This window comes from Pseudomonas helleri, assembly GCF_045830615.1.
Taxonomy (GTDB): Bacteria; Pseudomonadota; Gammaproteobacteria; order Pseudomonadales; family Pseudomonadaceae; genus Aquipseudomonas; species Aquipseudomonas helleri.
The window spans coordinates 5217930-5244422 of record NZ_CP174501.1 but is presented as its reverse complement, the minus strand read 5'-3'; the positions used below and the strand labels follow the sequence as shown (position 1 = coordinate 5244422).

Below are 26493 nucleotides of genomic sequence, written 5' to 3'. Positions count from 1 at the left end.
GTTGTATCGATGCCCCAGGAACCGCTTGTTCGTGACGCGCAGGTAACGGCTTTTCGTGACGCTGTACTGGCCAAACTGACTTACGCGGTGGGTAAAGACCCGGATCACGCGTTTGACCATGACTGGTTTGAAGCCATTGCTCTGGCCGCCCGCGACCATATGGTCGAGCACTGGATGGACCATACCCGGCAGATTTACCGCAAAGACCAGAAGCGGGTGTATTACCTGTCGCTGGAGTTTTTGATCGGCCGTTTGCTCTACGACAGCCTGAGCAATCTGGGCCTGCTCGACGTCGCACGTGAGGCGCTGACCGAGCTGGGCGTGGACCTGGAGCGCATCCGCCTGCTGGAGCCCGATGCGGCTCTGGGCAACGGCGGCCTGGGCCGACTGGCCGCGTGCTTTATGGAAAGCATGTCGACCTTGGGCGTCGCCGCGCACGGTTATGGCATTCGCTACGAGCACGGGTTGTTCCGCCAGAGCATCGTCGACGGCTGGCAGCAAGAGCAAACCGAAAACTGGCTCGACTTCGGTAACCCCTGGGAGTTTGAGCGCGCCGAGGTGCTGTACTCAGTGGGCTTTGGCGGCTCGGTTGAAACCAAACAGGACGAGCAAGGCCTGTCACGGCAAATCTGGTGGCCCAGCGAAACCGTGCGCGCCATCGCCTACGACACGCCGGTGGTCGGCTGGCGCGGGGCTAGCGTCAATACCTTGCGGTTGTGGCGTGCGAGGGCGCTGCATGACTTGAACCTGGGGCGCTTTAACGCCGGTGATCACTTGGGCGCGGTGGCCGAAGTGGTACGGGCCGAGAGCATCTCGCGCGTGCTGTACCCGGCTGACAGCAACGAGGCTGGCCAAGAGCTGCGTTTACGTCAGGAATTCTTCTTTGTTTCGGCCTCGCTGCAAGACTTGCTGCGTCGCCACCTGAACGTCCATGACACCTTGCTCAACCTGGCCGAGCATGTCTCGATCCAGCTCAACGACACGCACCCTTCCATCGCTGTCGCCGAGTTGATGCGCATTCTGGTCGATGAGCACGGCATCGAGTGGCACACCGCCTGGCAGGTCACCGTCGACACGCTGTCGTACACCAACCACACCTTGCTGCCCGAGGCGCTGGAGACCTGGCCGGTGGGCTTGATGGAGCGCCTGCTGCCGCGCCACATGCAGATCATCTACCTGATCAACGGCTACCACATCGACCAACTGCGTGAAAAAGGCATTCACGACTTTGGCGTGCTGCGGGCCGTGTCGCTGATCGAAGAAGACAACGGCCGCCGGGTGCGCATGGGCAATCTGGCGTTTCTCGGCTCGCACAGCGTTAACGGCGTGTCGGGCTTGCACACCCAACTGATGCGCAGCACGGTGTTTGCCGATCTGCACAAGCTGTACCCCGACCGTATCAACAACAAAACCAACGGCGTGACCTTCCGCCGCTGGCTGTTCCAGGCCAACCCGCCGTTGACCGCGATGCTCAAAAATGCGCTGGGCGAAGATGTGCTGGATGAAACTGAACATAAATTGATCAAGCTCGAACCGTTTGCCGAGCGCGCTGATTTCCGCAAACAGTTTGCCGAACAGCGCCTGCAGAGCAAATGCACCCTGGCGGCGCTGATCTACGAGCGGCTGGGAGTTGTGGTCAGCCCTGAAGCGATGTTCGACGTGCAGATCAAACGGATCCATGAGTACAAGCGCCAGTTGCTTAACCTGCTGCACACCGTGGCGCTGTATCAGGCCATTCGAGCAGAGCCGAGCAACAACTGGGTGCCACGGGTGAAGATCTTCGCGGGCAAGGCGGCGGCCAGTTATACACAGGCCAAGCTGATTATTAAGCTGGCCAACGATATCGCCCGCACCGTCAACAGCGACCCCACGGTGCGCGGCCTGCTCAAAGTGGTGTTTATCCCCAATTACAACGTCAGCCTGGCCGAGAACATCATTCCGGCAGCGGACTTGTCCGAGCAAATCTCTACTGCCGGCTACGAGGCGTCGGGCACCAGCAACATGAAGTTCGCCCTAAACGGTGCGTTGACCATCGGCACCATGGACGGTGCCAACGTGGAGATGAGTGAGCGCATCGGCGCTGAAAACATGTTTATTTTTGGCCTGACCTCCGAGCAGGTCGAAGCCCGCAAGCTCAATGGCGAGTTCCACGCCTCGGCGGACGTTGCGGCGTCGCATCGGCTCAATGATGTGCTGCAAGCCATACGCGGCGGGGTGTTTTCCCACGACGATCCGGCGCGTTACACCGGTTTTGTCGATTCTCTGATCGAGTACGACCGCTTTTTGGTGTGTGCCGACTTTGATGCTTATTGGGATGCGCAGATGCGCGTTGAACACCTGTGGCACAACCCGGACGAATGGTGGCGCCAAGCCGTGTTGAACACCGCACGTGCGGGCTGGTTCTCATCGGACAGGACCATTCGTGAATACGCGACCGACATCTGGAAGGCGTTGTAATACCCCTGTAGTCGCTGCCGAAGGCTGCGATCGAGTCCGCAGGGCTCGCGTTTTTAACAACGAAGCCCTTTCGGGCCTTATCGCAGCCTGCGGCAGTGGCTACTGTTTTAAGTTGATTTAAGGGTTCAGCACCGGCCTCTCCGTCGGTTGTGAGTCTGTTTAGAAGATTTGCACGGCAACACGCGTTAAACTGCGCGGGTTTTTTCGCCCCCTCCCCATTGTTCGGAGCCTTACATGTCCCGCGTTACCCTGAGTCGCTATTTGATCGAGCAGACCCGTAGCAACAACACCCCTGCTGATTTGCGTTTCCTCATCGAAGTGGTGGCGCGTGCTTGCAAAGAGATCAGCCACGCCGTGTCCAAAGGCGCCCTGGGTGGTGTTCTGGGCAGCATGGGCACTGAAAACGTGCAAGGTGAAGTGCAGAAGAAGCTCGACGTGATTTCCAACGAAATCCTGCTCGAAGCCAATGAATGGGGCGGTCACCTGGCCGGCATGGCGTCCGAAGAAATGGACAATGCCTACCAGATCCCGGGCAAATACCCGAAAGGCGCCTACCTGCTGGTATTCGACCCGCTAGACGGTTCGTCGAACATCGACATCAACGCTCCAGTCGGCACGATCTTCTCGGTACTGCGTTGCCCGAACGAATACCTGAGCCAGAACGAGCCGTTGAATGAGAAGGCCTTCTTGCAGCCAGGCACCCAGCAAGTTGCTGCCGGTTATGCCATCTACGGTCCACAGACCATGCTGGTTCTGACCCTGGGCGACGGCGTAAAAGGCTTCACCCTGGACCGCGAAATGGGCAGCTTCGTGCTGACCCACGAAAACATCAGCATTCCGGAAACTACCCAGGAATTCGCCATCAACATGTCCAACCAGCGTCACTGGGAAGCCCCGGTACAGCGCTACGTTGACGAATTGCTGGCTGGCGAAGAAGGCCCGCTGAACAAGAACTACAACATGCGTTGGGTGGCCGCGATGGTCGCTGACGTGCACCGCATCCTGACCCGCGGTGGTCTGTTCATGTACCCGCGCGACAGCCGCGAGCCGTCCAAGCCGGGCAAACTGCGCCTGATGTACGAAGCCAACCCGATGTCGTTCCTGGTTGAGCAGGCTGGCGGCGCGTCGACTGACGGCCATCAGCGCATCCTCGACATCCAGCCAGAAGGCCTGCACCAGCGCGTAGCGGTGTTCCTGGGCTCGAAAGAAGAAGTGGCGCGCGTGACCTCGTACCACAAAGCGTAAATACATCGCCGCACCCTCTGTAGGAGCGAGCTTGTCTCGCGATCTTTTGACTGTTTAAAAGATCGCGAGGCGAGCTCGCTCCTACAGTCGTTTCTGGGTCAGGGAACCCGCCCGCGCTTTTCTCTTCTAAGCTTGCAGCAGGCAGCGATGCCGATTCTTTTATTCAGGAGCTTTTCCATGAAGTTGCGTTCATTGGCGTTGTTGTCGTTCTGTGTGTTGCTGGCGGCTTGCAGCAAAGTCAATCAAGAAAACTACTCCAAACTGTCGGCGGGCATGACCAAGGCCGAGGTGGAGCAACTGCTGGGCAGCCCAACCGATTGCTCGGGTGCGCTGGGAATGTCGAGTTGCACTTGGGGCGATAAGAGCAGCTTTATCAGCGTGCAATACGCCGGTGACAAAGTGCTGATGTTCTCGGGGCAGGGCCTTAAATAAAGCGCAGGAGCGTTTGCGATGAAACGTCTTTTAGTTTGCCTCGGGGCTGCCTGGTTATTGGCCGGGTGCTCGACATCCAACAACGACGCGCTGGCACCGAACACGGTGGGTAGCGTCGACTTACAGCGCTATCAGGGCACGTGGTATGAGCAGGCGCGGTTGCCGATGTTCTTCCAGCGTAACTGCGCGCAATCCGAGGCTCAGTACACGCTCAAATCTGACGGCAATGTCGCGGTGTTGAACCGTTGCCGAACGGCAGAAGGCAAGTGGGAAGAGGCCAAGGGCACCGCCAGCCCGCAAGTACCGGGCAAAACCGACAAGCTGTGGGTCGAGTTCGATAACTGGGTGTCCAGGCTGTTGCCGGGCGCGACCAAGGGCGATTACTGGGTGTTGTATCTGGGGGATGGCTACAGCACCGCGCTGGTCGGCAACCCGGACCGGCGCTACCTGTGGCTGCTGTCGCGCAAGCCGCAGATCGACCAGCAAACCCGCGACGAACTGCTCAGCAAGGCTCAGCAGCAGGGTTATGACACCACCCGCCTGATCTGGCGAACGCCCGACGCGGACATGCCCAAAGAGTAAATCCCTGTGTAGGAGCGAGCTCGTCTCGCGATCTTTTGATCTTCTAAAAGATCGCGAGCAAGCTCGCTCCTACAGGGGTTGAGGCTTAGGCGCGCAGCAGGGTTTTCCAGGCGCGGTTCTGGTACACGGCAATGGCTTGTTGCTTGCGCGCGTTGAGCAGCAGGTCATTGCTCTCGGCGTCGTCAGTGATTGGCAAGTTCGCCAATTCTTGCAACTTGTTCATCTCGCCGTACAAGCGATCCACTTCCGGGATCTCCAGCACGCCGCGCGCCAGGCGCAACCAGGCCTGAATGCGCTCAATGCGTGGCAGTTGCTCGGCCAAGTCTTCTGGCTGCTGCTGGTAGCGGTTCAGACGCAACGCAATGGCTTCGTCCGACAGCAGGCGTGGCAGCCAACTGGCCAATTGTGCAGCGCCCTGACGGTTGCCACGGGTGGTGCCACGGTCGATAGTCCAGCTGCGGGCCAGCAGCCAGCGCGAGGTGTTCAGCGAGAACTGGCCCCAGCGCGGGTCTTGCAGCTCTTCAAGGAACTGCTCAGGGGCGGCTTTACGCACGTCCTCATCGTCCTGGCCGATTTGCACAATCGGGCGCCAGTCTTCAAGCAGGGCATCCAGCTCGGCCCGCAGGGTGTGGGTCGACTGGCGCGGGGCGGCCTGGCCGAGGCTGCTGACCAGTGCACGCAGGTCAATCAACTGGTGCAGCCAGTCTTGCAGCAAGCGCCAGTGACCATTGAAGCGGTATTGCTCAGCCAAGCGCTGGCTGTTGCCCAACAGGTGCCAGGCCAACGCGGCAAAGGCGTCGTCCAGCGGCGTTTCCGGGGTCAACTCAGGGGCAGGCAGGGTGACGGTGTAGCTGTTGGCATCGAACAGGCGGTAGCCGCGCTCAGCCTTGCTGATGTCGCATGGCATCAGCGGCAATTTTTCAGCCAGTTCGGCGGCCAGTTCCAGCAGGGCGGCAGGTTCGCCTTCGCGCAGTTCGAGTTCCAGCTCGCAGATTTCTTCTTTCTGCTTGCCGGCAATCACGTGGCCCAGGTCCAGCGCGGCTTCGATCACTACTTTGGCTTTGCCACGGCCCCACGAGATTTCAGCGCGCTCGCGAACGAAATCAGTGGTGAAGATCGGCTTCAGGGTTTTTTTGTCCAGCTCGGCCAGTTCGTCAGGCCAGCATTCGCCTTCGAGCTTTTTGATGTCGAGCTTGGCCTTGGGCAAGTGCCAGTCGTATTCGTTGCGCTCCGACAGCCCGGCAATGCTTTGGCCGCGGGTCTTGAGGGTTTGAATCACCTCTTCGCCATCGCGGCGCAAGCGCAGGGCAACCTTGGCCTTGGCCAGATCGCGCTCAGGCGTGTCGAAGTACTGGTTTAACAACTCACGGCTTTCCCAGCCACTTTTGTTGCGTTTTTTCAGCAAAGGGTGCTCGCGCAAGGCGGCGAGGGTTTCTCGGCTGACGCGGAGCTTGATTTCGGTTTCTTTTTGCATGGCCGGAAAATCCAGGAACGGTGCGCAGCCGGGGAAAGTGTGGCTGCCAAGGCCGTGCAGTGTACAGGACTCACCGCCCCGGCGCGTCGCGCGGGTTTATTCTGTGGCGCAGATGGCTCTATGATGGGCCTCGCCCAGCCAACAGGAAGCCAGCGCATGCCCTTACCGTCCCTCAAAGAGCAATTCGCTGCGTTGATCGGCACGCCGTCGGTCAGTTGTACTCAGCCCCATCTGGATCAGTCCAACCGCGCCGTGATCGATTTGCTGGCCACGTGGCTGGGTGAGTTGGGCTTCAGTTGCGATATCCAGCAGGTCAGCCCCGGCAAGTTCAACTTGCTCGCCAGTTTCGGCAGCGGCCCCGGCGGTCTGGTACTGGCCGGCCACAGCGACACGGTGCCGTATGACGAAGCTCTGTGGCAGACCGATCCGCTCAAGTTGACCGAAGTGGACAATCGCTGGGTAGGCCTGGGCAGTTGCGACATGAAGGGCTTTTTCGCCTTGATCATCGAAGCCGTGCGCCCGCTGCTGGACCAACCGTTCAAGCAGCCGCTGCTGATTCTGGCCACCTGCGACGAAGAAACCTCCATGGCCGGTGCGCGTGCGCTGGTCGAGGCCGGGCGGCCGCTGGGGCGTGCCGCGGTGATTGGCGAACCGACCGGGCTCAAACCCATCCGCATGCACAAAGGCGTGATGATGGAGCGCATCGACATTCTGGGGCGCAGCGGCCATTCATCGGACCCAAGCCTGGGCCACAGCGCGCTGGACGCCATGCACGACGCAATCACCGAGCTTAAAGGGCTGCGCCAGCAATGGCTGAACGAGTACCGCAACCCGCAGTTCAGCGTGCCGCAACCGACCCTCAACTTTGGCTGCATCCATGGTGGCGACAACCCGAACCGGATTTGTGGCCAATGCTCGCTGGAATTCGACCTGCGGCCTTTGCCAGGCATGGACCCGGCGCTGTTGCGTTCAATCATTCGCAGCAAACTCGATCCGTTGGCCGAGCGCCATCAGGTCAAAATCGACTTTGCCCCGATCGCGGCGGGTGTCGCGCCGTTCGAGCAGGCGGCTGACAGCGAACTGGTGCGCGTGGCCGAGCGGCTCACCGGGCATCGCGCCGAAGCAGTAGCGTTTGGCACCGAAGCACCTTATCTTCAGCAGCTTGGCTGCGAGACCATCGTGTTGGGCCCGGGTGACATCACCTGCGCGCATCAGCCCGGTGAACACCTCGAAATGTCACGTTTGCAGCCGACAGTGCGTCTACTAAGCCAACTGATCGAACATTATTGCCTCACCCCGGCCCAGTAAATGGCCGCAGGCCCGACCCGTATACACAAGGAGAGCACGCGTGTTGCCAAGTTTGTTTCGACGATAACTACCAGCCTGCTGTGCGTTTGCTGTTTTTGCCCTTTTTAGGCGGCTCATTTTTTACAGGCTTTGGTTATGCACGATTACGTTAACTGGCTGCGTCATGCTTCCCCTTACATCAATGCTCACCGCGACTGCACCTTTGTCGTCATGCTCCCCGGCGACGGTGTAGCGCACCCCAACTTTGGCAACATCGTCCACGACCTGGTGCTGCTGCACAGCTTGGGCGTGCGGCTGGTGCTGGTTCATGGCTCGCGCCCGCAAATCGAAAGCCGCCTTGAAGCCCGTGGTCTGCAACCGCATTACCACAAAGGCATGCGCATCACCGATGCTGCGACGCTGGAGTGCGTGATGGACGCCGTGGGCCAATTGCGCATTGCGATTGAAGCGCGCTTGTCCATGGACATGGCCTCATCGCCCATGCAGGGCTCGCGTTTGCGCGTGGCCAGCGGCAACTTGGTGACCGCACGGCCGATTGGCGTGCTCGATGGCGTGGACTACCACCACACCGGCGAAGTGCGTCGGGTCGACCGCAAGGGCATCAACCGCCTGCTGGACGAGCGCTCCATCGTGCTGCTGTCGCCCTTGGGCTACTCGCCCACCGGCGAAACCTTCAACCTGGCCTGCGAAGACGTCGCCACCCGCGCCGCTATCGACCTAGGGGCTGACAAACTGCTGCTGTTTGGCGCTGAGTCCGGGTTACTGGATGAACAAGGGCGGCTGGTGCGTGAGTTGCGGCCACAGCAAATCCCGGCGCACATGAAGCGTCTGGGCAGTGATTACCAGGCTGAATTGCTTGAAGCGGCTGCCGAGGCGTGCAGCGGGGGCGTGGCCCGCAGCCACATCGTCAGCTACGCCGAAGACGGTGCGCTGCTGACCGAACTGTTTACCCGCCACGGCGGCGGCACCCTGGTTGCCCAGGAACAATTTGAAGTCACCCGCGAAGCGGCGATTGAAGACGTGGGCGGTTTGCTGGACCTGATCAGCCCGCTGGAAGAGCAGGGCATCTTGGTGCGCCGTTCACGGGAAGTGCTGGAGCGTGAAATAGAGCAATTCAGCGTGGTTGAGCGCGAAGGCATGATCATCGCCTGCGCGGCGCTGTATCAGATTGCGGATTCGGATGCCGGTGAACTGGCGTGCCTGGCGGTCAACCCGGAGTACCGTCATGGCCGTCGGGGTGATGAATTGCTCGAGCGCATCGAAAGCCGTGCGCGGGCGCAGGGGCTGAAAACCCTGTTCGTCCTCACGACACGCACGGCTCACTGGTTCCGTGAACGCGGCTTTGAGCCTAGCAGCGTCGAACGCCTGCCAGCAGCGCGGGCGTCGCTGTACAACTTTCAGCGCAACTCCAAGATCTTTGAAAAGGCGCTGTAAAACATACAAGGCCTGTAGTCGCTGACGAGGCACGAAGGCTGCGATGGGTTGCGAAGCGACCCCGGACGGCGGTCCTGCGGCCCGCATCGCAGCCTTCGTGCCTCGACAGCGACTACAGAGTCGCTGTGTCGCCTTAGTTACTGATCGCCAAAATACTCGCCTGGTACGAGGCCACGAACAGGTCGAAATCACCTTCTTCGATTTTCTCGGTCTCGGCTTGTTCGAGTAGCGATTGCTTGGCTTTGGCTTCGAATGCGGCCTGGTCTTCCGGGCTCAGCGGGGTGTCGCGGAAGTACTCCGCGTGGGCCTGGCTCTGGCGCATCGAAAACTGGGCGAAGCTTTCTTTGTGTTCAGTCATGTTGGCCAACACTTTGGCCGACGGGGTCAGGGACACGTCCTTAACCTTGGCAAACTGATCGTCCAGTGCCTTGCTGTGGGCGTCGCTGCCATGCACTTGGTCCAGCAATGCCGCCACCGGGGCGATTTTTTCCAGCAGTTCTGCCGCCCACTCTTTCAGCTCGACCGTTTGGCCCTGACGCTGCAATTGCAGGCCCGGGCGGCGGCCTTCTTTGACCACGCTCAAGAAGTTGGAGGTGCAGTTGCCGCATTCGCTGCTCTCGAATTGCGGGCTCTCTTGCAGCGCGCAATACAGCAGGAAGGCGTCCAGGAAGCGTGCTTGCGGCAGGTCGATGCCCACCGGCAGGAACGGGTTGATGTCCAGCAGGCGCACTTCAACGTACTGCACGCCACGGGCCACCAGGGCCTGGATCGGGCGTTCGCCGGTGTAGGTCACGCGCTTGGGGCGAATGTTGGAGTAGTACTCGTTTTCGATTTGCAGAATGTTGGTGTTCAGTTGCACCCATTCGCCATCTTTGTGCGTACCGATCTCGACATACGGCGGGTACGGCGTCGCCACGGCCTTGCGCAGGCTGTCGGTGTAGCTGTCGAGGTTGTTGTAGCAAGGCGTGAGGCCCGCCTGGGCGTTGCTCTGGTAACCCAGGTCGCTCATGCGCAGGCTGGTGGCGAACGGCAGGTACAGCGTGTCGGCATCCAGTTGCTCCAACTGGTGCGAACGGCCGCGCAAGAAGCCGGCATCCAGCGCAGGTGAGGCGCCAAACAAGTACATCAGCAACCAGCTGTAACGGCGGAAGTTACGAATCAGCGCGATGTAGGCGTCTGACTGGTAATCACGATCGGTACCGACAAAGCCCTCTGCTTGCTTGAGCACCGGCCACAGGGCTTCAGGCAGGCTGAAGTTGTAGTGGATCCCGGCGATGCACTGCATGGTCTTGCCGTAACGCAGGGCCAGGCCCTTGCGGTACACGTACTTGAGCTGACCGATGTTGGACGTGCCGTAGTAAGCAATCGGAATGTCTTCTTCGGCCGGCAACGGGCACGGCATCGAAGGGCTCCACAGGAACTCGTTACCAAGTTTGCTGTAGGCAAAACGGTGAATCTTGTCGAGGCTGGCCAGCGTGTCCGCAGGGTCGGGCAGGGCCGGGGTAATAAACTCCAGCAGCGACTCGGAATAGTCAGTGGTGATTTGGTCGTTGGTCAGCGCCGACCCCAGTTCTTCAGGATGCGGGGTCTGCGCCAGTCGTGCATCGGCCGTTACGCGCAGGCATTCGCGCTCGATACCATGCAGGCACTGCTCGAGCAAAGAGAGGTGTGTGCGCTCGCCAAGTAAGTTCAGGCGGCGGTTGAGAAGTTCGCTCAAGTTAGATTCCTTCACGCGTCAGTCGCCCCAATATGGGGGTGGTCAGGACGGTCTACAAGGGTGAAGTTATACCGGCGTGGTCGCCTGGCTTTGTAGGGGTGATGCTCAGCCCCGTCCCTGTTTCGGTATTACGGCGCTCCGAGCGCATTTCGGCACTGCTTTCACAGTGCCGAAATTAACTCAAATGACCTGATGACCGCTACAGGACAGCGAACGTGCCTTGTGCTTTAGCGACCAGTTTGTCGCCTTGCATGACGTCCGCTTCGACGACAAACGTCCGTCGGCCGGGGTGGATGACCTTGGCGATGCACAGCACATCGCCGTCTGACACGGAGCGCAAGTAGTTGATCTTGCACTCGATCGTCACGCTTTGGCGGTCAAAACCATGGGCGCCGGAACAGGCCAGCCCCATGGTGATATCGACCAGGCTAAAAATCACCCCGCCGTGCATTTTGCCGCCGCGGTTGCGCAACTGCGGCTCAAGGCTAAGCGCGACGTGCGCAATGCCGTCTTCCACCGACTCGACGCGACAACCGATCAACTCGCTGAACGCGCTTTGGGTCAAACCCTCAGGCAGCGTCATTAGCGTTTCTTCAGCTGTTTGGCATTGGCGAACAGCGAAGCCATTGCGTTGTTGGCCGGGGCAGCGGCGACCGTTTCCTTGCGTGGGGCCGAGTGTTGCTGACGCGGCGCAGAACCTGGGCGGGCACCGCGTGCGCCGTCGATTTTCTCACCGGGGGTATCGCTCATGCGCATCGACAGGCCAACGCGTTTGCGCGGGATGTCGACTTCCATGACCTTGACCTTGACCACGTCACCGGCTTTAACGGCTTCACGCGGGTCTTTGATGAACTTCTCGGACAAAGCCGAGATGTGCACCAAACCGTCCTGATGCACGCCGATATCGACGAACGCACCGAAGTTGGTCACGTTGGTGACTACGCCTTCGAGGATCATCCCCAGCTCCAGGTCTTTAAGGTCTTCAACCCCTTCCTGGAACTCTGCCGTCTTGAACTCGGGACGCGGGTCGCGGCCGGGTTTTTCCAGCTCTTGCAGGATGTCGGTGACGGTCGGCAGGCCGAAGGTTTCGTCGGTGAATTTCTTCGGGTCCAGACGCTTGAGGAAGCCGGCGTCGCCGATCAGCGAGCGAATGTCACGCTCGGTGTCCGAGGCGATGCGCTTCACCAGTGGGTAGGCTTCCGGGTGAACGGCCGAGGCGTCGAGCGGGTTGTCACCGTTCATGACGCGCAAGAAACCGGCGGCTTGTTCGAAGGTTTTCTCGCCCAGACGGCTGACTTTTTTCAGCGCCGCACGGGTTTTGAAGGCGCCGTTTTCATCGCGGTGGGCCACGATGTTTTGCGCCAAGGTGGCGTTAAGGCCGGAAATACGCGCCAGCAGCGCGACCGAGGCGGTGTTCACGTCCACGCCCACGGCGTTTACGCAGTCCTCGACCACGGCGTCCAGGCCGCGTGCCAGTTTGAGCTGGGACACGTCGTGCTGGTATTGGCCGACACCAATGGATTTCGGGTCGATTTTTACCAGCTCGGCCAGCGGATCTTGCAGGCGGCGGGCGATCGACACGGCGCCACGGATCGACACGTCGAGGTCCGGGAATTCCTTGGCGGCCAGTTCAGAGGCCGAGTACACCGATGCACCGGCTTCGGACACCATCACTTTGGTGACTTTCAGGGCCGGGTATTTTTTGATCAGCTCAAGGGCCAATTTGTCGCTTTCGCGGCTGGCGGTACCGTTGCCGATGGCGATCAGCTCAACCGAATGCTTGGCGCACAGGGCGGCCATGATGGCGATGGTCTGATCCCACTTGTTGTGCGGCACGTGCGGGTACACCGTGGCGTGCTCAAGCAGTTTGCCGGTGGCATCGACCACGGCGATCTTGCAGCCGGTGCGCAGGCCCGGGTCCAGGCCCAGCGTGGCACGCGGGCCAGCAGGGGCGGCCAGCAACAGGTCGTGCAGGTTGTGGGCAAACACGTTGATCGCTTCGGTTTCTGCGGCGTCGCGCAGTTCACCCAGCAGGTCGGTTTCGAGGTGGGTGTAAAGCTTGACCTTCCAGGTCCAGCGCACCACTTCGCTCAGCCATTTGTCTGCCGGGCGGTTTTGGTTTTCCAGGCCGAAGCGCTGGGCAATCATCATTTCGCCAGGGTGCATCGTGCCGGGCAGTTCTTCACCGACCTTGAGCGACGAGCTGAGGATGCCTTCGTTGCGGCCCCGGAAAATCGCCAGCGCACGGTGCGACGGCATACTTTTGAGCGGTTCGTCGTGTTCGAAGTAATCGCGGAACTTGGCGCCTTCTTCCTCTTTGCCAGCGATAACGCGGGCGCTGAGGGTGGCTTCCTGCTTCAAGAAGCTGCGCAGTTTATCCAGCAGGCTGGCGTCTTCGGCGAAGCGCTCCATGAGGATGTACTTGGCGCCATCGAGTGCGGCCTTGACGTCTGCCACGCCTTTTTCAGCGTCAACAAAACGTGCGGCTTCGGTGTCCGGGCTGAGGTTGGGGTCGTTGAACAGGCCGTCAGCCAGTTCGCCGAGGCCGGCTTCCAGGGCGATCTGGCCCTTGGTGCGGCGCTTTTGCTTGTAAGGCAGATACAAGTCTTCGAGGCGGGTCTTGGTGTCGGCCAGCTTGATGTCGCGGGCCAGTTCAGGCGTCAATTTGCCTTGTTCTTCGATGCTGGCGAGGATGCTGATACGCCGTTCGTCGAGTTCACGCAGGTAGCGCAAGCGTTCTTCCAGATGACGTAACTGGGTGTCATCCAGGCTGCCTGTCACTTCCTTACGGTAGCGAGAGATGAAGGGTACGGTGGAGCCTTCATCCAGAAGAGCGACGGCCGCTTCGACCTGCTGCGGGCGCACGCCAAGTTCTTCGGCGATGCGGCTGTTGATGCTGTCCATAAAACCACCTGACAAATTGTGATGCAGGCTCGCAGGCCCGGGCTGTAAGGCTTGCGAGACTGGTTGAGCGGCCCGAAGGGCGCCGCTACCTGGGCCAAAAGGGCAGCCTGTTGACCCGTGAAATCAGCAAATTACGGCAGGCATTGAAAAAATAAATCCTGGCGCAATGTTTGAAAAACCGAGATTGCCTGACACAAAAGGCGGCGCATTATAACCAGCGTTCCCGGATTCAGGGGATTGCGCACTTCACCCGCTATACTCGGCGCACTGGCCGTGAAGGAAAAATCTGCTAACAATGCACACGATGCGTATAACAGCAGCTAAGCCATAATGCGCGCCGAGATCACAGGAGCATCTAATGAGCAGCATTGCACAACCGGCTGAAGGCGAAAAAATTCTTATCGTTGATGACGATCCAGGGCTGAGCAGCCTGCTGGAGCGTTTCTTCGTCAGCAAGGGCTACCGCGCCCGCGCTGTGCCGAACGTCGAGCAAATGGACCGTTTGCTGGCTCGTGAGGTATTTAACCTTGTGGTATTGGACCTGATGCTGCCCGGCGAAGACGGGCTGTCTGCGTGCCGCCGCTTGCGTGCAGGCAACAACCAGATACCGATCATCATGCTGACGGCCAAAGGCGACGAACTGAGCCGTATCAAAGGGCTTGAACTGGGGGCCGACGATTATCTGTCCAAACCCTTCAACCCTGACGAACTGATGGCTCGGGTAAAGGCAGTTCTGCGCCGCCAGGCATCGCCTGTACCGGGGGCTCCGGGTAGCGAAGACGAAAGCGTCACCTTTGGTGATTACGAGTTGTCCCTGGCCACGCGCGAACTCAAGCGTGGCGATGAAGTACACATGCTCACCACCGGTGAGTTTGCCGTACTCAAGGCGTTGGTCATGCATGCGCGCGAGCCGTTGACCCGCGACAAGCTGATGAACCTGGCCCGTGGCCGTGAGTGGGATGCCCTGGAGCGTTCAATCGACGTTCAAATCTCCCGCCTGCGCCGCATGATCGAGCCGGACCCTTCCAAACCGCGCTACATCCAGACGGTCTGGGGTGTCGGTTATGTGTTCGTGCCGGATGGCAACGCAACCAAGTGATGTCGCCTGTGCAGGCGCGAGTCACCCAGTGGCCTTAGGGCGCCGGGTGGCTCGCACTTCATTCTATTGCGGGTCTTGGTACTCGTCCCTGCAACGTGTAAAGCGCCATCTATGAAAACCCCTCTGTGGTTCCCCCAAAGTTTTTTCTCCCGCACCCTCTGGCTGGTGCTCATCGTCGTCCTGTTCTCCAAGGCATTGACCCTGGTTTATCTGTTGATGAACGAAGATATGTTGGTCGACCGCCAATACAGCCACGGCGTGGGCCTGGTGCTGCGCGCCTATTGGGCAGCTGATGAAGAGAACCGCGCCAAGATCGCCGATGCCGCAACGCTGACGCGTGTGGTGGGCGGCGGGGTGCCCGAAGGCGAGCAACACTGGCCTTACAGCGAGATTTACGAGCGTCAGATGCAGGCCGAACTGGGCGCTGACACCGAAGTGCGTTTGCGCATGCACTCGCCTCCGGCGCTGTGGGTACGAGCGCCGAGCCTGGGCGATGGCTGGCTAAAGGTACCGTTGTATCCGCACCCGCTGCGTGGTCAAAAAATCTGGAGCGTACTGGGCTGGTTCCTGGCCATCGGGTTGTTATCCACTGCTTCGGCGTGGATTTTCGTCAGCCAGCTCAATCAGCCACTTAAACGGCTGGTTTATGCGGCCAGGCAGTTGGGGCAGGGCCGCAGTGTGCGCCTGCCGATCAGTGATACACCGAGCGAAATGACCGAGGTGTACAGCGCCTTCAACCAGATGGCTGAAGATGTGGAACAGGCAGGCCGCGAGCGCGAACTGATGCTGGCGGGTGTGTCCCATGACTTGCGCACGCCGTTGACGCGTTTGCGTTTGTCGCTGGAGTTGATGGGCAGCCACAACGACCTGACCGACGACATGGTGCGCGACATTGAAGACATGGACGCCATTCTGGATCAGTTTTTGGCGTTTATCCGCGACGGTCGCGATGAGCCGGTTGAAGAAGTTGACCTGTGCGAACTGATCCGCGAAGTCGTTGCGCCGTATAACCAGAATGACGAACAGGTGCGCTTGCGCTTGCAGCCCATTCAGCCGTTTGCGTTGCGCCGGGTATCGATGAAGCGTCTGCTCAACAACTTGATCGGCAACGCCTTGCACCATGCGGGGGATGACGTTGAAGTGGCCGCCTATGTGTCAGGCGATACCAGCGCGCCTTACGTGGTGCTGAGTGTGATGGACCGCGGTGCAGGCATTGACCCGTCGGAGCTTGAAGACATCTTCAACCCGTTTATTCGCGGTGACCGTGCCCGAGGCGGCAAAGGCACTGGTCTGGGCCTGGCGATTGTTAAACGCATCGCCTCCATGCACGGGGGCAACGTTGAGTTGCGTAACCGTGCTGGCGGTGGCCTGGAAGCCAGAGTTCGGCTGCCGCTGGGCTTGATGTTGCCGCGCGGCGCCGTTTAAACACACACCCTGTAGGAGCGAGCTCGTCTCGCGATCTTTTGATCTGTTAAAAGATCGCGAGGCAAGCTCGCTCCTACACGTTTGGGGTGCGTTAACCTTTGCCTTTAGTCCGCGTCATGTTCGGGCCGCTGTTTTTTTCCAGATGCTCAATGATGATCCCCGCCACATTTTTGCCCGTGGTGGTTTCGATCCCTTCAAGCCCCGGCGATGAGTTGACCTCCAGCACCAGCGGGCCGTGGTTGGAGCGCAGAATATCGACACCCGCCACGCTCAACCCCATGACTTTGGCTGCACGAATGGCCGTCATGCGTTCTTCGGGGGTGATTTTGATCAGGCTGGCGCTGCCGCCACGGTGCAGGTTGGAGCGGAACTCGCCCGGCTTGGCCTGGCGCTTCATGGCGGCAATCACCTTGTCGCCCACCACGAAGCAACGGATATCGGCACCGCCCGCTTCCTTGATGTATTCCTGCACCATGATGTTTTGCTTGAGGCCCATAAAGGCTTCGATCACCGACTCGGCCGCCGTCGCGGTTTCACACAGCACCACGCCAATGCCTTGTGTGCCTTCCAGCACCTTGATCACCAGCGGTGCGCCGTTAACCATCTCGATCAAGTCCGGAATGTCATCCGGCGAGTGGGCAAAACCGGTCACCGGCAAGCCCAGGCCACGACGCGAGAGCAATTGCAGCGAGCGCAATTTGTCACGTGAACGGGCAATGGCCACCGACTCATTGAGCGGGAACACGCCCATCATTTCGAACTGGCGCAACACCGCACAGCCGTAAAACGTCACGGATGCACCAATGCGCGGGATTACTGCATCAAAGCCTTCCAGTGGCTTGCCACGGTAATGGATCTGCGGCTTATGACTGGCAATGTTCATATAGGCGCGCAAGGTATCGATCACCACCATCTGATGGCCTCGTTCGGTCCCGGCCTCAACCAGGCGACGAGTGGAATACAGACGCGGGTTGCGCGACAGCACAGCGATCTTCATGCAGCACCTTTGGAGGAGGTAGTAGTCACCGGAAACACCGGCTTGTCTTGAACGTATTTTTGCCCCGGGTTAACGACCAACTGGCCGTCGACCAGCGCTTTTGAGCCCAGCAACAGGCGGTAGCGCATCGATTTGCGGCAAGCGAGGGTGAATTCGACTTGCCACACATGATCACCCAAGGCCAGGTCGGTGCGTATGACATAGCGCACCTGTGTGTGACCGTTTGAGCTCTTAATGGTTTTAATCGCCACTAACGGCGCTTCGCAGCGACGGTGGCGCAGTTGTACCAACGTGCCCAAATGGGCATTGAAACGTACCCATTCGACACCGTCGCGCTCAAAAGGCTCGATCTCGGTGGCGTGCAAGCTGGAGGTACTGGCGCCGGTGTCGATTTTCGCGCGCAAGCCGGCGACGCCCAAATCGGGCAGCGCCACCCACTCGCGCAGACCGACAACGGTCAAATGATCAAATGTCTTCAATATAAGTAACCAGCGATTAACGTATTCAGGTTGCAGGAAAGGCCCTGCAGGTCACACATGAAAGCCAACAGGCGGTATTCACGCAGAATAGCTGGCAAATGGCGACAGTTTTCCTACGGGGGGATGCAATGCAGTGATTGAGCTGCAGTGTTGGCCGATGAGCATTCTATCGGGCGTATTCCTTCCTTGGTTCATCAAAAGTAGTAGTACAGTTCTGTGAATTTAAATGAAGGGGCTTCCAATGGCGCAGAAACAGGAAGAGGACGACAAAGTCCGGTTGGACAAATGGCTGTGGGCCGCACGCTTCTATAAAACCCGGGCGTTGGCCAAGGCGGCCATTGAAAGTGGCAAGGTTCACTGCCGTGGCGAGCGTTGCAAGCCCAGCAAAGAGCCGCGTGTGGGTGATGAGTTGCAGATCCGGGTAGGGCTTGAAGAGCGCACCGTCGAAGTCAAAGCCTTGTCAGTCGTACGTCGTGGCGCCCCGGAGGCGCAAACGCTGTATGCCGAAACCGAGCAAAGCATCGCCAAGCGCGAAAACGCGGCTGCGCTGCGCAAGGCCGGGGCGATGGGGATCACTACCGACGGTAAGCCGACCAAAAAACAACGTCGCCAACTGCACCAGTTGCATGACGTGAGCGATTTGTAACAACGGCAACGACGGGTACGTTGTGGGCTGCCATTGCTTTGCCGTGCGTCGTGTCTGTGCAGACATGACTTGTAACTGCGCAGGTGAAACGCCATATAGGGTTATTAGCCAGCGGCCTGTTAAAGCCCCATCTACATTAAGTAACCCATTCAGAACTCTATTCTTATGTCCGATCTACTTAAAAACGACCTCCCAAAAGACGCCACCCAACGCTTTATGTTTGACACCTGCGATGCCCGTGGCGAGCTGGTTTCGCTGGAGCACAGCTACGCAGAAGTGTTGGCCAAACATAACTACCCAGAACCGGTCCAGCAATTGCTGGGCGAGTTGATGGCGGCAGCGGCGTTGCTGGTGGGCAACCAGAAAAACGACGGTTTGCTGAGCCTGCAAGCACGTTCCGAAGGCCCGGTGCCATTGTTGACCATCGAGTGCACCAGCGAGCGCGAAATCCGTGGCCTGGCCCGTTTTGATCCTGAGCAGATTGCCCCGGATGCCACCTTGGCCGACCTGCTGCCAGACGGCCTGCTGGCCATTACCGTTGTGCCCAAAGTGGGCGAACGTTCCCAGGGTTTTGTGGACCTGGATGGCGACACGCTGGCTGACTGCTTCACCAATTACTTCGTCATGTCTCAGCAAGTGCCTACGCGTTTCTGGCTGAAAGCAGACGGCCTGCGTGCACGTGGCATGTTCTTGCAGCAACTGCCGGTCGACGTGATCGATGACGAAGACGAGCGTGCCGATAAGTGGAAAGAACTGCTGATGCTGGGCGATACGCTCAAGGCTGAAGAACTGATGGGGCTGGACAACGAAACCATCCTGCACCGTCTGTACCACGAAGAAACCGTGCGTGTGTTCGACTCAGAAGCACTTGAGTTCAAATGCAGTTGCTCGCGTGAGCGTTCAGGCAATGCATTGACCAGCCTGGGCCATGAAGATGCGCTCAATCTGGTGGCCGAACACGGTGGTCATATCGAGATCGATTGCCAGTTTTGTAACGCTCAATACCTGTTCGATGCGGCCGATGTGGATCAATTATTCTCCGGCGCGGGTGTTCAGTCGCCTTCCAATACTCATCACTAAAACGTTTCAGCGCAGGTGAAACACCTGTCAATTGCCGTTCTTGCGCGGTTCTGACAGGTGGGCCCTACTCTTTTTGGCCATTTCTGGCATAATCCGGCCCACTTTTTTCGCGGTAGTAGTGCAACTATTTCTACTACAAAACGTTTGGCGCACTCGGCCAATGGCCGACGGGGAACCTCATGACGCAAGCTAATAACGCCGTGCACATCGATCTGAGCATCGACGATCTGGTAAAAGAAGCCCTGAGCCGTGGTGAAGGCGAGCTTGCCGACAGCGGTGCACTGGTTGTTCGTACCGGCCATCGCACGGGTCGTTCACCTGCTGACCGCTTCATTGTTGAAGAGCCGACTACTCAGGACGCAATCGCCTGGGGCCCGATCAACCGCAAGTTCCCGGCCGACAAGTTCGACGCTCTGTGGGACCGTGTTTCGGCTTACGTGGCTGAGCGTGAGCGTTTCGTTTCTCACGTTCATGTAGGCTCTGATCCGGCGCACTACCTGCCCGTCAAAATGACCACCGAAACCGCGTGGCACAACCTGTTTGGCCGTTGCCTGTTCATCAACCCGGAACAGTACAACCCTGCGGGCAAAGACGAGTGGCAAATCATCAACGCACCGAACTTCGTGTGCGAGCCAGAGCGTGATGGCACCAACTCCGACGGTTGCGTGATCATCAACTTTGCAGCCAAAAAAGTACTGATCGCAGGTATGCGTTACGCCGGCGAAATGAAAAAAGCCCTGTTCTCGGTTCAGAACTTCCTGCTGCCAGCGGTTGACGTTCTGCCGATGCACTGTGCGGCCAACATGGGCGAAGAGGGCGACGTGACCCTGTTCTTCGGCCTGTCGGGCACCGGTAAAACCACCCTGTCGGCTGACGAAAGCCGTTACCTGATCGGTGACGACGAACACGGCTGGGGCGTGGGCGTGGTGTTCAACATCGAAGGCGGTTGCTATGCCAAGTGCATCGACCTGTCCGAGAAAAACGAGCCGGTAATCTGGAAAGCCATCCAGCACGGCGCGGTACTGGAAAACGTTGTTATTGATCCAGTCACCAAAAAAGCGGACTACGCAGACGACAGCCTGACGCAAAACAGCCGTGCTGCTTACCCGCGTGAACTGATCGAAAAACGCGCACCTAAAAACCTCGGTGGCGAGCCAAACGCTGTGATCTTCCTGACCTGCGACCTGACCGGCGTTCTGCCACCGGTGTCGATCCTCAGCGAAGAACAAGCGGCTTACCACTTCCTGTCGGGTTACACCGCACTGGTGGGTTCGACTGAAATGGGTTCGGGCAGCGGCATCAAGTCGACCTTCTCGACCTGCTTCGGCGCGCCATTCTTCCCACGTCCTGCTGGCGAATACGCAGAGCTGCTGATCAAGCGCATCCGCGGTTTTGGCTCCAAGGTTTACCTGGTTAACACCGGTTGGACTGGCGGCGGCTACGGCGTTGGCAAGCGCTTCAACATCCCGACCACCCGTGGCGTGATTGCAGCGATCCAGAGCGGTGCTCTGATCGGCGCAGAAACCGAGCACCTGGACACCATCAACCTCGACGTGCCATTGGCCGTACCGGGTGTTGACACTGCCCTGCTGAACCCACGTAACACCTGGGCTGACAAAGCGGCCTACGACGAAGCGGCCAAAGCCCTGGCTGGCTTGTTCGTTGAGAACTTCAAGAAGTTCGACGTCAGCGACGCGATCAAAGCTGCTGGCCCGAAGCTGTAAGCATCGGTTAGCGCATTGATCTACAAAAAAACCGCCTGAAAGGGCGGTTTTTTGTGCCTGAAAATTAAAAGCTCGCAGCCTTCGGCAGCTCCTGCATCGGTGTATATCCAATAACCGAGCTTGTCTGAAGTGATACGTGGGCTTTTGATTCTTTTAAAGCCCTTTTAAAAGTGCTTTTGATAAAATCTTTAAGCGTGCTATTTTCGGCCCTTATCATGCGATCAACGGCCAGTCGCTTAAGTGTTTCGATTTGGCTTATCGCGCAGACTAAAGATGAATTTTGGCTCTGATGACTTACAGCGATAACGGATAAGTCATCCCTTATTCAAAGACATGAGGCCGTATATGACGTTCACCGTACTCGCTAAAGTTGCAGCTTCTGTAACCGATTTGAAAAAGGACCCTATGGGCACCTTTCGCGAAAGCGGCGGCGACCCGATGGTTATTCTCAATCGTAATGAACCCGCTTTTTACATCCTCTCGCCAGAGCGCTATGAGCTGCTGCTCGAGATGATTGACGACGCTGAGCTGGAAAAGCTGGTCAATGAGCGGCGGGGCAATCCTGCTATCAAGGTCGATATTGATGAGCTCATCGCCACTGCCGAAAAGAACTGAACCTCAGGCAGATGTGATCAAGCGCTATACCCTTGAATTTGTAATGGAAGCCAAAAAGGAACTGTCAAAGCTGGATCCAGTTCTTCAGGTCCAACTGTTGAAAAAGCTCAAATCACGCCTGTTAGCACCCAGGGTGCCGGCAGCAAAACTCAGCAATATGGCTGATTGCTACAAAATCAAACTGCGCGCCAGCGGTGTAAGGCTGGTGTATGAAGTCATTGATAACCGCTTGGTGGTGTTAGTGCTGGGGGTTGGCAGGCGCGATGATAACGCGGCTTACATAGCCGCTAAAAAGCGCCTTCACTGATTTGCTGAGAGCGATCGTTTTAGCCTTTGAAAGATCGCGAGACAAGCTCGCTCCTACAGGTCCCGTTCAGGCTTCCAGGGCTTGTGTGTCCCAATGCCCGAGTGTGATGGCTTCATACAGCATGCCAATGGTCAGCGGCACCTTGTTGCCCCGGCCTTTGGCGTTACGCTTGAAATGCGGGTCGTTGCCCGCTGGGTGGAAATAGCGATACGCATCGTAATCGGCCAGTTCCAGCCCGAAGCGCTCTTCCAAGCTTTCCATCAAATGCTGGGCATCGCTGCCATTACAACCCAGGTCGAGGTTGATCGAGGTCTTGAGGCTGATGGTCTTGTGCTCGGGCAGGCCGATTTCTTCATGCAGCAACTGCATCAGCTCGCGCAGGGCCGGGGTGTCGGGGAGGGTGCTGGCGAGTTTCATGATGGATAGTCCGTAAATTGGCTCAAGACAGCTCTTCAGGCGAGTGGTTTTTTAGCCAGTCCGCCAATGCTGCATTCATCCGCGTTTGCCAGCCGGGCCCGGAAGCCTTGAATTTATCCACTACCTCTGGCGCAAGCCGAATAGTGATGCGCGTAAGTACTTTTTCAGCTTTGGGTCTTCCGCGTTTGACTAGCTGCGGGCCTTTAAACTCATCGGCAATTTCAAAAAACTCGTCCATCAGTTCAGGCGCATCATCGGGATCAACCCAGTCGATGTGCGTAGAGTGCTTGTTCGCGCTCATTGGCTTTCCTCATGGAAATAATACGGCGGTCCGCGCCGCGCGGTGTCCAGACCAAAACAACTATGCGGTGTTGTAACAAGCCGACGCTGATAAATCTGACTTCTCCGTAGTTTTGTCGTAGGTCCTCAGCCGTTAAGTGGCAACCCGCAAAAACGGTTGCTGCATCGGCGAAATCGTGTCCCCGCTCAATCAACGTTTTGTTGCGCTTAGCGATGTCGTAGGTTATTTGCATGGATTTATCGTATGCACAATAAAGCATACTTGCAAAATTCAGGTGTTGCCAAATTTTGCCCTCGCTTCAGACGGAGGGTATTCAAAGCTGCTTGCCACTACCCTGTATCATCCCCTCTCAATTTGCCTCCGACCTTTTCTCGATTCGCCGCAAACCCTGCGCTACGGTTCAGGACTCTGCGGCGGTCAATGGAGTGACAGCGATGTACAACACCCTGGAACAGGTTTTCGGTTATCCACAGTTTCGCGCAGGCCAAGAGGCGGCGATCAGTGCGGTGCTGGCCGGGCGTTCGGCGGCGGCGATTTTTCCGACGGGGTCGGGCAAGTCGTTGTGTTATCAGTTGCCTGCATTGTTGCTGCCGCACCTGACGCTGGTGGTGTCGCCGCTGCTGGCGCTGATGCAGGATCAACTGGCGTTTTTGCAGCGTCATGGCATTGCTGCCGCCAGTATCGATTCGGTGCAAAGCCGCGATGAGGCCAGCGCTGTCATGGCGCGGGCCAAGGCGGGGGAGTTGAAGATTCTGATGGTGTCGGTTGAGCGCCTGAAGAACGAGCGCTTTCGCCACTTTTTGCAGCAGGTACCTATTTCATTACTGGTGGTGGACGAGGCGCACTGTATTTCTGAGTGGGGGCATAACTTTCGCCCTGATTACTTGAAGCTGCCGGACTACCAGCACCAGTTCAATATCCCGCAAGCCTTGCTGCTGACGGCCACGGCTACGCCTGCGGTGATCGCTGACATGCAGCGCAAATTTGCGATTGCCGAGTCAGACGTCATTACCACCGGTTTCTATCGCGCCAACCTGGATTTGTGGGTCGAGCCCGTCACCGGCGCGGCCAAGCGTCAGCGCTTGGTGCAGTGGATGGGCGAGCGTCTCGGCCAGCCGAGCATTGTGTACGTCACCTTGCAAAAAACTGCCGAACAGATCGCCCAACACCTGAGCCAACACGGGATCAGCGCCAACGCTTACCACGCCGGCTTGCCCCACGAGCAACGGGAAAGCATCCAGCGCCAGTTCATGGCGGGCCAGCTCAATTGCATCGTTGCGACCATCGCCTTCGGCATGGGCATCGACAAAAGCGACATCCGCAACGTGGTGCATTTTGACCTGCCCAAGTCGATTGAAAACTACAGCCAGGAAATCGGCCGCGCCGGTCGCGATGGCGAAACGTCCGAGTGTCTGGTCCTGGCCAATCGCGACAGCCTCAATGTCCTGGAGAACTTTGTGTATGGCGATACGCCAGAGCTGCAAGGCATTTGCTGTGTGCTGGAAGAACTGAGTGCAGCGATTGCCGAAGGGCAGTGGGAGTTCATGCTGACGCCGCTGTCGGACCAGAGCAACATCCGCCAGTTACCCCTCAAAACCCTCTTGGTGCAGCTGGAATTGCGCGGCCTGATCGCCCCGCGTTATGCCTATTTTGCCGAGTACCGTTTCAAGTTCTTGATTGAACCCGACACCTTGCTGGCCAAGTTTGAAGGCGAGCGCCAACAGTTTGTAGCGGCGATTATCCAGACCTCCAGCCGTGCCCGGACCTGGGCCACGGTGAACTTTGACACCCTGTACGAACAGCATCAGGCGGACCGCAATCGAGTGGTCAAGGCGCTGGACTACTTTCAGGAGAAGGGCTGGATCGAGCTTGAAAGCAAGCAGATGACCGAGGTCTATAACGTGCTGGTGACGGAGGTGGATACACAGGCGTTGAGCCTTGAGTTGCATCAGTACTTCACCGCCCATGAGCGCAGCGAAATTGCGCGTATCCACGCAATGTTGGCGCTGTTCTCCAGTGACACCTGCCTGAGTTATCGGCTGGCGCAGTACTTTGGCGATGAGCAGGCGCCGCAGCAGTGCGGGCATTGTTCTGTGTGTGCGGGGCAGATTGCGCGCTTGCCCGACCCGCCTGCGCTGGCGCCGCTTGTGGATAAAAACTTTGACGCGCTGTGCGGTGCTTTTATCCACAGGCATCAGGAATACACAGGCAGTTATCCACCGGCGGAACGCGTGACCCGGTTTTTGTGCGGCATTAGCGTGCCGTTATTCACCAAGATCAAAGCGCGTTCGATTGCAGGTTTTGCCGCCCTGGAAAACTACCCCTACGCCGACGTACGCCACTGGGCCGAACACCACCTCCCCATGTAGGAGCGAGCTTGCCTCGCGATCTTTTGATCTTTTAAAAGATCGCGAGGCGAGCTCGCTCCTACAGAAAATTGGTGCTTAGCCCAATAACTCACGCAACACGCGAGTGAAGTCCCGGCTGCTCACGTCTTCATCTGCATGGTGCCCGTCACGCACCACCCATTGGCCGTTCACCACCACGTCACGGACCTGCCGATCGCCACCGGCAAACAACCAGCGGTTAAGAATTCCGTCTTCCTGGGCCGTCGCCAGGTACGGGTCGTTGCCGTCGAGTACCAGCCAGTCAGCCCGCTGGCCCACGGCCAATCCGGCCACTGGCTGGCCCATCGCTTGTGCACCGCCCGCCACGGCGGCGTCGTACAGGGTGCGCCCGACCATCGGCTGGTCACTGCGGTACAGGCGGTTGCGCCGTTGGTCGCGTAAACGCTGGCCGTATTCCAGCCAGCGCAACTCTTCAACCACGCTCAACGACACATGGCTGTCTGAACCAATGCCCATGCGGCCGTTTTGTGCGAGGTAGTCCACCGCCGGGAAAATTCCGTCGCCCAGGTTGGCTTCTGTGGTCAGGCACAGCCCGGCCACGGCCTGGCTGTGCGCCATAAGGCGCACTTCATTGGGGGTCGCGTGGGTGGCATGCACCAGGCACCAGCGCGCGTCGACTTCAACGTTGTCATAGAGCCATTGGATCGGGCGTTTGCCGCTCCAGCTCATGCAGTCATCGACTTCCTTTTGCTGCTCGGCGATGTGGATATGCACCGGGCACGCCGTGTCGCTGGCGCGCAGCACGTCGTTTAGTTGTTCGGGGGTGACCGCCCGCAGCGAGTGGAAACACAGGCCCATTTGTTGCGCCGGTTGTTGCGCCAGCAGGGGCTTTAACTGCTGCTGCAAGGTCAGGTACTGCTCGGTGCTGTTGATAAAACGGCGCTGACCCTCGTTAGGCGCCTGGCCGCCAAAACCGGAATGGCTGTACAGCACCGGCAGCAACGTCAGGCCTATGCCGGTGGAGCGCGCCGCTTCACTGATGCGCAGCGCCAGCTCGGCCGGGTTGGCGTAAGGCTGGCCCGACAGGTCGTGGTGCACGTAATGGAATTCCGCCACCGAGGTGTACCCGGCCTTGAGCATTTCGATGTACAACTGGCGGGCGATGACGCCCAATTGCTCAGGGCTGATTTTTCCGACCAGCCGGTACATCAGGTCCCGCCAGGTCCAGAAGCTGTCGTTGGGGTTGCCCGCCACTTCGGCCAAACCGGCCATGGCCCGCTGAAACGCATGGGAGTGCAGATTCGGCATGCCCGGTAACACCGGGCCGTTCAAGCGTTGTGCGCCTTGGGCATCGGCATTGGCTTGAATGCGGGTCAGAAAGCCGTCGGCCCCGACCTCGATGCGGACATGAGTAGCCCAGCCTGTGGGTAACAGCGCACGTTCAGCGAAGAAGACGGACATCGGTTCGGCACCCCATCGTGGAAATTTGTATATACATATAC

At 58.7% G+C, this 26493-nt stretch carries 24 protein-coding genes; 14 read left to right on the top strand and 10 right to left on the bottom strand.

The window, feature by feature from the left end; genetic code table 11:
- The first annotated feature begins 9 nt into the window (after positions 1-9).
- The 4 genes from ACJJU9_RS23550 to ACJJU9_RS23535 all read left to right on the top strand — a co-directional run bounded on the left by ACJJU9_RS23550 (position 10) and on the right by ACJJU9_RS23535 (position 4716).
- Positions 10-2457: a glycogen/starch/alpha-glucan phosphorylase gene (locus ACJJU9_RS23550; protein WP_153390711.1), complete on the top strand. Its 2448-nt coding sequence runs from the start codon at positions 10-12 to the stop codon at positions 2455-2457.
- Positions 2458-2691: 234 nt separating this feature from the next.
- Complete coding sequence (locus tag ACJJU9_RS23545; RefSeq protein ID WP_048366773.1) at positions 2692-3702, top strand: class 1 fructose-bisphosphatase; 1011 nt, start codon at positions 2692-2694, stop codon at positions 3700-3702.
- A 177-nt stretch (positions 3703-3879) separates the two neighbouring features.
- On the top strand, positions 3880-4134 hold the full coding sequence (gene bamE, locus ACJJU9_RS23540) for an outer membrane protein assembly factor BamE (RefSeq protein ID WP_048386449.1): 255 nt from the start codon (positions 3880-3882) through the stop codon (positions 4132-4134).
- An 18-nt stretch (positions 4135-4152) separates the two neighbouring features.
- Positions 4153-4716, top strand: a complete 564-nt coding sequence (locus ACJJU9_RS23535) for a lipocalin family protein (protein WP_282363843.1) — start codon at positions 4153-4155, stop codon at positions 4714-4716.
- Between the two features lie 85 nt (positions 4717-4801).
- Here ACJJU9_RS23535 and ACJJU9_RS23530 read toward each other — a convergent pair whose 3' ends face one another.
- Positions 4802-6190: an inorganic triphosphatase gene (locus tag ACJJU9_RS23530; RefSeq protein ID WP_048386445.1), complete on the bottom strand. Its 1389-nt coding sequence runs from the start codon at positions 6188-6190 to the stop codon at positions 4802-4804.
- Positions 6191-6346: 156 nt separating this feature from the next.
- On the opposite strand from ACJJU9_RS23530, the gene argE reads away from it, so the two are divergent.
- Both argE and argA read left to right on the top strand, forming a co-directional pair.
- Positions 6347-7498, top strand: coding sequence for an acetylornithine deacetylase (gene argE / locus ACJJU9_RS23525; protein ID WP_048366769.1), 1152 nt, complete (start codon positions 6347-6349; stop codon positions 7496-7498).
- A 135-nt stretch (positions 7499-7633) separates the two neighbouring features.
- On the top strand, positions 7634-8932 hold the full coding sequence (gene argA / locus ACJJU9_RS23520) for an amino-acid N-acetyltransferase (protein ID WP_048366768.1): 1299 nt from the start codon (positions 7634-7636) through the stop codon (positions 8930-8932).
- A gap of 133 nt (positions 8933-9065) precedes the next feature.
- Here the strand turns inward: argA and gshA are convergent, their stop codons facing one another.
- From gshA to ACJJU9_RS23505, 3 genes are all read right to left on the bottom strand, one after another.
- Positions 9066-10649 carry a glutamate--cysteine ligase gene (gshA, locus tag ACJJU9_RS23515; protein ID WP_407729653.1) on the bottom strand — a complete coding sequence of 528 codons (1584 nt, stop codon included), beginning with the start codon at positions 10647-10649 and terminating at the stop codon, positions 9066-9068.
- Positions 10650-10848: 199 nt separating this feature from the next.
- A complete protein-coding gene (locus ACJJU9_RS23510; protein ID WP_048366766.1) occupies positions 10849-11232 on the bottom strand; it encodes a PaaI family thioesterase in 384 nt (127 codons plus the stop codon).
- A complete protein-coding gene (locus ACJJU9_RS23505) occupies positions 11232-13553 on the bottom strand; it encodes a Tex family protein (protein ID WP_048366765.1) in 2322 nt (773 codons plus the stop codon). The genes ACJJU9_RS23510 and ACJJU9_RS23505 overlap by 1 nt, the downstream gene beginning before the upstream one ends.
- Positions 13554-13911: 358 nt before the next feature.
- On the opposite strand from ACJJU9_RS23505, the gene ompR reads away from it, so the two are divergent.
- Entirely contained in the window at positions 13912-14652 is a 741-nt protein-coding gene (gene ompR / locus ACJJU9_RS23500; protein WP_123751038.1) for a two-component system response regulator OmpR, read from the top strand.
- Positions 14653-14763: 111 nt separating this feature from the next.
- A complete protein-coding gene (locus ACJJU9_RS23495; RefSeq protein ID WP_153331508.1) occupies positions 14764-16077 on the top strand; it encodes an ATP-binding protein in 1314 nt (437 codons plus the stop codon).
- 91 nt (positions 16078-16168) lie between these two features.
- Here ACJJU9_RS23495 and rimK read toward each other — a convergent pair whose 3' ends face one another.
- Together rimK and ACJJU9_RS23485 are read right to left on the bottom strand one after the other, a co-directional pair.
- Positions 16169-17074, bottom strand: coding sequence for a 30S ribosomal protein S6--L-glutamate ligase (gene rimK / locus ACJJU9_RS23490; RefSeq protein ID WP_048366762.1), 906 nt, complete (start codon positions 17072-17074; stop codon positions 16169-16171).
- Positions 17071-17520 (bottom strand): ATP-dependent zinc protease, encoded by a 450-nt coding sequence (locus ACJJU9_RS23485; protein WP_173430587.1) that lies wholly within the window; start codon positions 17518-17520, stop codon positions 17071-17073. The genes rimK and ACJJU9_RS23485 overlap by 4 nt, the downstream gene beginning before the upstream one ends.
- Positions 17521-17794: 274 nt before the next feature.
- Here ACJJU9_RS23485 and ACJJU9_RS23480 point away from each other — a divergent pair, with 274 nt between their 5' ends.
- The 5 genes from ACJJU9_RS23480 to ACJJU9_RS23460 all read left to right on the top strand — a co-directional run bounded on the left by ACJJU9_RS23480 (position 17795) and on the right by ACJJU9_RS23460 (position 21925).
- A complete protein-coding gene (locus ACJJU9_RS23480) occupies positions 17795-18199 on the top strand; it encodes an RNA-binding S4 domain-containing protein (RefSeq protein WP_331368414.1) in 405 nt (134 codons plus the stop codon).
- Between the two features lie 165 nt (positions 18200-18364).
- The gene (gene hslO / locus ACJJU9_RS23475) at positions 18365-19279 is read left to right on the top strand and encodes an Hsp33 family molecular chaperone HslO (protein ID WP_153331509.1); all 915 of its coding nucleotides are present in this window, start codon (positions 18365-18367) and stop codon (positions 19277-19279) included.
- A gap of 179 nt (positions 19280-19458) precedes the next feature.
- Positions 19459-21003: a phosphoenolpyruvate carboxykinase gene (locus ACJJU9_RS23470; protein WP_153331510.1), complete on the top strand. Its 1545-nt coding sequence runs from the start codon at positions 19459-19461 to the stop codon at positions 21001-21003.
- 345 nt (positions 21004-21348) lie between these two features.
- Entirely contained in the window at positions 21349-21618 is a 270-nt protein-coding gene (locus ACJJU9_RS23465; RefSeq protein ID WP_314915325.1) for a type II toxin-antitoxin system Phd/YefM family antitoxin, read from the top strand.
- A complete protein-coding gene (locus ACJJU9_RS23460) occupies positions 21587-21925 on the top strand; it encodes a type II toxin-antitoxin system RelE family toxin (RefSeq protein WP_407729652.1) in 339 nt (112 codons plus the stop codon). The genes ACJJU9_RS23465 and ACJJU9_RS23460 overlap by 32 nt, the downstream gene beginning before the upstream one ends.
- A 66-nt stretch (positions 21926-21991) precedes the next feature.
- Here ACJJU9_RS23460 and ACJJU9_RS23455 read toward each other — a convergent pair whose 3' ends face one another.
- From ACJJU9_RS23455 to ACJJU9_RS23445, 3 genes are read right to left on the bottom strand one after another with little or no spacing between them, the layout of a single operon-like run.
- Complete coding sequence (locus ACJJU9_RS23455) at positions 21992-22342, bottom strand: DUF1493 family protein (RefSeq protein ID WP_123751042.1); 351 nt, start codon at positions 22340-22342, stop codon at positions 21992-21994.
- A gap of 22 nt (positions 22343-22364) precedes the next feature.
- Positions 22365-22643 carry a BrnA antitoxin family protein gene (locus ACJJU9_RS23450; RefSeq protein WP_407729651.1) on the bottom strand — a complete coding sequence of 93 codons (279 nt, stop codon included), beginning with the start codon at positions 22641-22643 and terminating at the stop codon, positions 22365-22367.
- Positions 22603-22875 (bottom strand): BrnT family toxin, encoded by a 273-nt coding sequence (locus tag ACJJU9_RS23445; protein WP_407729650.1) that lies wholly within the window; start codon positions 22873-22875, stop codon positions 22603-22605. Before ACJJU9_RS23445 ends, ACJJU9_RS23450 begins: the two co-directional genes overlap by 41 nt.
- Positions 22876-23077: 202 nt before the next feature.
- Between ACJJU9_RS23445 and ACJJU9_RS23440 the strand changes: the two genes are divergently transcribed.
- Complete coding sequence (locus ACJJU9_RS23440) at positions 23078-25012, top strand: ATP-dependent DNA helicase RecQ (protein ID WP_407729649.1); 1935 nt, start codon at positions 23078-23080, stop codon at positions 25010-25012.
- A 75-nt stretch (positions 25013-25087) separates the two neighbouring features.
- Here the strand turns inward: ACJJU9_RS23440 and ACJJU9_RS23435 are convergent, their stop codons facing one another.
- Positions 25088-26452 carry a formimidoylglutamate deiminase gene (locus tag ACJJU9_RS23435; protein WP_407729648.1) on the bottom strand — a complete coding sequence of 455 codons (1365 nt, stop codon included), beginning with the start codon at positions 26450-26452 and terminating at the stop codon, positions 25088-25090.
- Positions 26453-26493 lie beyond the last annotated feature (41 nt).